Annotated in this window: 5 protein-coding genes and 1 pseudogene; 4 read left to right on the top strand and 2 right to left on the bottom strand. The window is 68.2% G+C overall.

Annotation, left to right across the window (positions count from 1 at the left end):
* A pseudogene (locus tag AC04L7_RS12505) lies at positions 1 to 65 on the bottom strand (ferredoxin); the annotation flags it as partial.
* 291 nt (positions 66 to 356) lie between these two features.
* Here AC04L7_RS12505 and AC04L7_RS12500 point away from each other — a divergent pair.
* The 4 genes from AC04L7_RS12500 (at position 357) to AC04L7_RS12485 (ending at position 3,687) form a co-directional block, all read left to right on the top strand.
* On the top strand, positions 357 to 1,064 hold the full coding sequence (locus tag AC04L7_RS12500) for a pirin family protein (protein WP_435999349.1): 708 nt from the start codon (positions 357 to 359) through the stop codon (positions 1,062 to 1,064).
* A gap of 100 nt (positions 1,065 to 1,164) precedes the next feature.
* A complete protein-coding gene (locus AC04L7_RS12495) occupies positions 1,165 to 1,971 on the top strand; it encodes a MipA/OmpV family protein (RefSeq protein ID WP_299342973.1) in 807 nt (268 codons plus the stop codon).
* A gap of 83 nt (positions 1,972 to 2,054) precedes the next feature.
* Positions 2,055 to 2,582 (top strand): hypothetical protein, encoded by a 528-nt coding sequence (locus tag AC04L7_RS12490; protein WP_475513112.1) that lies wholly within the window; start codon positions 2,055 to 2,057, stop codon positions 2,580 to 2,582.
* Complete coding sequence (locus AC04L7_RS12485) at positions 2,575 to 3,687, top strand: MBL fold metallo-hydrolase (RefSeq protein WP_475513111.1); 1,113 nt, start codon at positions 2,575 to 2,577, stop codon at positions 3,685 to 3,687. Before AC04L7_RS12490 ends, AC04L7_RS12485 begins: the two co-directional genes overlap by 8 nt.
* Positions 3,688 to 3,702: 15 nt before the next feature.
* Here the strand turns inward: AC04L7_RS12485 and AC04L7_RS12480 are convergent.
* The coding region (locus tag AC04L7_RS12480) for an ATP-binding protein (protein WP_475513110.1) at positions 3,703 to 4,820 on the bottom strand (1,118 nt) is incomplete at its 5' end.

Here is a 4,820-nt window from a genome sequence, read left to right as displayed (position 1 = left end):
GGACAGACCTCCACGCAGTCGGTGTACTTGCACTTGATGCAGTTTTCGGTGACGACGAAGGGCATGAAGACGAGCGCTCGAGCGGGAACCGCGCAAGTTTAATGCAGCCGGCCCGTCGTGGCGCGAATGCAGGCAGGCGTCCGCGTGATGCGCACTTCATCGCGACACAATGACGCAGCCCCGACCCTGTACCGCTTCGACCGTGCATCGGGCGTCGTCCCATCCGCCGGCGGGATTGCGGGTTTCGAATCCAATTAAGTTCACAAATAGGACAAACAATTGAGATTGGCTGGGTTTATTCCATTTTTGATAGCACCCAAGCTTCGTACCCTGTCCACCACCCAAGGAGTTTCGCCATGATCACCCTCCGCCCTGCCGAGGCCCGCGGCCATGCCAATCACGGTTGGCTGGATTCGTGGCACAGCTTCTCCTTCGCCAACTACTTCGATGACAAGCACGTCCACTGGGGCCCGCTGCGCGTCATCAACGAGGATCGCGTGGCCGCGGGGCGCGGCTTCGGCGAACACGGCCACCGCGACATGGAAATCATCAGCTACGTGCTGGAAGGTGCGCTGGGCCACAAGGACTCGATGGGCAACAGCTCCAGCATCGTGCCCGGTGATGTGCAGCGCATGAGCGCCGGCACCGGCGTGCAGCACTCCGAGTTCAATTACAACGCGTCCGGTGCCACGCACTTCCTGCAGATCTGGATCATTCCCGATCGGCAGGGTGTCGAGCCGTCGTACGAGGAGAAGTCCTTTCCCGCGACCGAGAAACAGGGCCGCCTGCGCCTGGCGGTCAGTCCCGATGGCGCCGATGGGTCGGTCCGCATCCACCAGGATGCGCGCATGTACGTCGGTCTGTTCGATGGCAGCGAAAAGGCCGAACTGCCGCTCGCCGACGGCCGGCTCGGCTACGTGCACGTGGCGCGTGGCGAGGCGACCGTCAACGGGAAGCCCCTGAAGGCGGGTGATGCGCTGCTGTACGACGCGGAGCCGCTGGTCACCATCGAACGCGGCATCGGTGCCGAGGTGCTGGTGTTCGACCTTCCGCGGATGCAATGAGGCGAGGTGCAGTGGACACGCGTTGACTTAAGGAGTTCTTAAACATCCCGCGCGAGCATGGGCGGGCCGGGCAATCCGGTCCCCCACCGCCGAGGTTTCCATGAGTCTGCTGCGTGCCTGCACACCGCTGTTGCTGCTGTTGCCCTTCTCCGCGTTCGCCCAGGTCGTCGAGCGCACCGATGCCAAGGCGCAGGACCAGTTGCCGTCGCGCTGGAGCGCCGGCCTGGCTGTCGTGCACCGCGACAGCGAGTACGCGGGCGAAGGCACGCGGACGCGCCTGTATCCCAACCTCGCCTACGACGGCGAACGTGTCTACCTGCGTGGCGCGGCACTGGGCTACCGCGTCCACGTGGACGATCGTTTCGAACTGCGCACCTTCATCGCGGGTCGCCTGGATGGGCTGGATGCGGATGACTTCGGCATCGCCGAACTCGCGCGTCGCGGTGTGGACCGCCGGCTGCTGTCCGATCGCGACGACAGTGTCGACATCGGCGTCGGTGCGAGCTGGAAGGGGGCGGGCGGCAAGCTCGACCTGGACGCGCGCGTCGATGTGACCGGTACCAGCGACGGCTACGCGGTCGCCCTCGACTACAGCTATCCGCTGGCGCTCGGTCGCTCGACCCTGGTGCCGTCGGTGGGCGCCATCCGCCTGTCGGCGGACCTGGCGGATTACTACTACGGCATCCTCGATGAAGAGGTTGCACGCGGCGTGGCGGCCTACCGTCCCGGTGCGGCTACGGTGCCGCGCGCCAGCCTGACCCTGGTCCATCCCTTCGCCAGACGCTGGGCGCTGGTGGGCAACGTGGAATACCGAGCCTTGCCCGACGCGCTGCAGGACAGCCCGTTGGTCGAGGAGGGCAAGGACCGCAGCACGTCGCTCTTCGTCGGCATCTCGCGCGGATTCTGATCGCGGTTTCCCTAACCCTTGGAGCTCCCATGAATGCACGACTTTCGCGCGCGGGGACGGCGACATTGTTTCGCCCGGTACCCGTGGCCCACCTTCCCGCACCGCAGGATCCGCCGTGGAGCCACGCATCGGCCGATGACGGCATCGATATCCGTCGCGTCACCCGGGCGCACGCCGCGGTGCTGATGCAACTGTGCGACCGCCAGCGGGCGGAACTGCCCGAAACCTCCGGTACCCGCGCCGGCGCCGGCGTGCTGGAGCTGATGGAAGCCTTGTTCGAACCACCGCTGCGCGCGTGGGCGTGGATCGCGGAGCGCCGCCGGGAGCCCGCGGGTTATGCCTTCGCCACGGTGGGATTCTCGATGCTCGACCGGGCGTATTACCTCAATCTCGAAGCGCTCTTCGTACCCGCCAGCGCGCGCCCCTCGGACGTCGCCACGCAGTTGCTCGCCGAAGCGCGTCGCACGGCATCGCAGCTCGGCTGCGTCGATCTCCGCTGGCAGGTGCCCGTGGGGCAGGGCGATGTCCAGATGATGCTGCCCGGGCAGGCCGGTGCGGCCACGATGGTCCAGTACGTATTCCCCACGTCGAGGAGCGGCCACGATGGCTGATCCGTCCACCCCGATGCCTCGCCGGGGAAAACGCCTGAAGCGCATCGCGGCGGCGGCCTGCGTGTCCGCCACGGCCTTCGCCTACGCGGGCCTGTCCGGCTGCGCCACGCTGTCCTACCCGCAATCGCCGCAGTTCGGCGAGGACGGCTTCCAGAACGAACGCAAGCCGCGTGCGCTCGGTTGGCGCGATACCGGCAAGCTCTGGTGGGACTTCCTGGTCGGCGGCAAACCGGCCGGTACCGTGCCGACGGGTGCCATTCCGGTCCAGTCGCTGTCCCGTGCGCAGTTGGACGCCGCGGCGGATGGCACGCTGTACCGGCTCGGACATTCGACCGTCCTGCTGAAGCTCGGCGGCCGGTTCTGGCTGACCGATCCGGTGTTCTCCGAGCGCGCCTCGCCCGTCCAGTGGGCGGGTCCCAAGCGCTTCCACGCGCCGCCGATCGCCCTCGATGCATTGCCACCGCTGGCGGCCGTGGTGTTGTCGCACGATCACTACGACCATCTGGACCGCGACACGGTGCGCGCGCTGGCGGCGAAGACGGAGGTATTCCTGACGCCGCTCGGCGTGGGCGACCGGCTGGTCAGGTGGGGCGTGCCCCGCGACAAGGTGCGTCAGCTTGACTGGTGGGACGAAGTGGAACGCGATGGCGTGCGCTTCACGGCGACGCCGTCGCAGCATTTCTCCGGCCGCACGCTGTTGGACCGCAACGCCACGCTGTGGGCGTCGTGGGTGATCCGGACGGACGAGTTGAAGGTCTTTTTCAGTGGCGATACCGGCTACTTCGACGGTTTCCGCACCATCGGCGAGCGCMTGGGGCCGTTCGACATCACCTTGCTGGAGTGCGGCGCCTAYGACCGCCGCTGGCAGGACGTACACATGCTGCCCGCGCAGACGCTGCAGGCGCATCGCGATCTGGGCGGCCGATCGCTGGTGCCCATCCACAACAGCACCTTCGACCTSGCCTTCCATGGCTGGAGCGAACCCATGGAAACGCTGTACGCCCTGTCGCAGGACGCGGGGGTCGCCATCGCCACTCCGGTGATCGGCCAACCGCTGTCGATCGCGGGGCCCGCCGACACGCAACCGTGGTGGCGCGGCGAATAGCGCCGCGTCGCCGCATCAGGCGTCGGGTGCCGCGCGGAACGCGACGCGGCAACCGAATCCCCGTCCGGCGATGCCGTCTTCCACCGTGATGCGCGCATCGTGTGCGCGTGCGATGCGGTCGACCAGCGACAGGCCGATGCCGCTGCCGCGTTCGCCATTGCCCTGGCTCCCCCGGAAGAAGCGCTCGAAGATGCGTTCGCGCTCGTCTGCGGGCACGCCGGGGCCGTTGTCCCGCACCCTGACCCAGGCGGTCGCGCCTCCGTCGTCGGTGCCGCAGGCGATCTCGATGCGCGCGCCGTCGCCGCCGTAGCGGACTGCGTTGTCCAGCAGGTTGCGCACCAGGATGCCGAGATCGTCGAGGTCGCCCCGCACGCTGGCGGGCTCGGCATGGAGCGCGAGCGTCTGCTGTCGGCGGCTCGCCATCGATTCGAACTCGCGCGCGACCATCGTCACTACGTCGGGGAGCGCGACGACGGGTCGATCCTCGCGCAGCGGCGACGCGTCCACGCGTGCCGAGTCGAGCAGCTGCTGCGCCAGCCGCGACGTGCGCTGGATGCCATGCGCCAGCTGGGCCAGCGCGGCCTGCGCGTCCGCCTGGCTGCCGGCGCGCATGGCGACCTGCGTCTGCGTCAGCAGCGCAGCCAGCGGCGTCCGCAACTCGTGCGCGGCGTCGGCCAGGAACTGGCGTTCGCCGCGCATCGCCTCCGAGAGGCGTTCGAGCAACAGGTTGAACGAATCCACCAGTGGCCGGATCTCGCGCGGCAGCCCGGAGGCGGGCAAGGGAGCCAGGTCGTGAGGCTCGCGCTGCGCCATCTCGCGGCGCAGGCGGTTCATCGGACGCAGGCTCCAGTGGATGGCCAGGCCCACGATGGCCCCGAGCATGAGCAGGATGCCGATGCCGCTCCACAGGCTGATCTTCACCCAGTGCGCGAGTTCGGCCTTCATCGCCGACTGCGACATGCCGGACTGCACCTGGATGCGGCCGCTGGCATCGGTGGCGGCATAGACGCGCCACGGTTCGCCCGCGACCTCGCTCACCACGAAACCGGACTTGAAGTCCGCGCGCAGCGGCTGCATCGGTGCGCCATCCGACGCCACCACGGGCGTGCGCCGGCCGAGGATCCACACCTGGT

This window comes from Pseudoxanthomonas sp. LjRoot204_2 (assembly GCF_056175765.1).
Note: the sequence above shows the minus strand (reverse complement) of the source record. Positions and strands in the feature narration are given on the sequence as shown.

Coding starts and splice junctions, on each gene's coding strand:
- AC04L7_RS12500 (WP_435999349.1), top strand. CDS start 357: ATGATCACCCTCCGCCCTGCCGAGGCCCGCGGCCATGCCAATCACGGT.
- AC04L7_RS12495 (WP_299342973.1), top strand. CDS start 1,165: ATGAGTCTGCTGCGTGCCTGCACACCGCTGTTGCTGCTGTTGCCCTTC.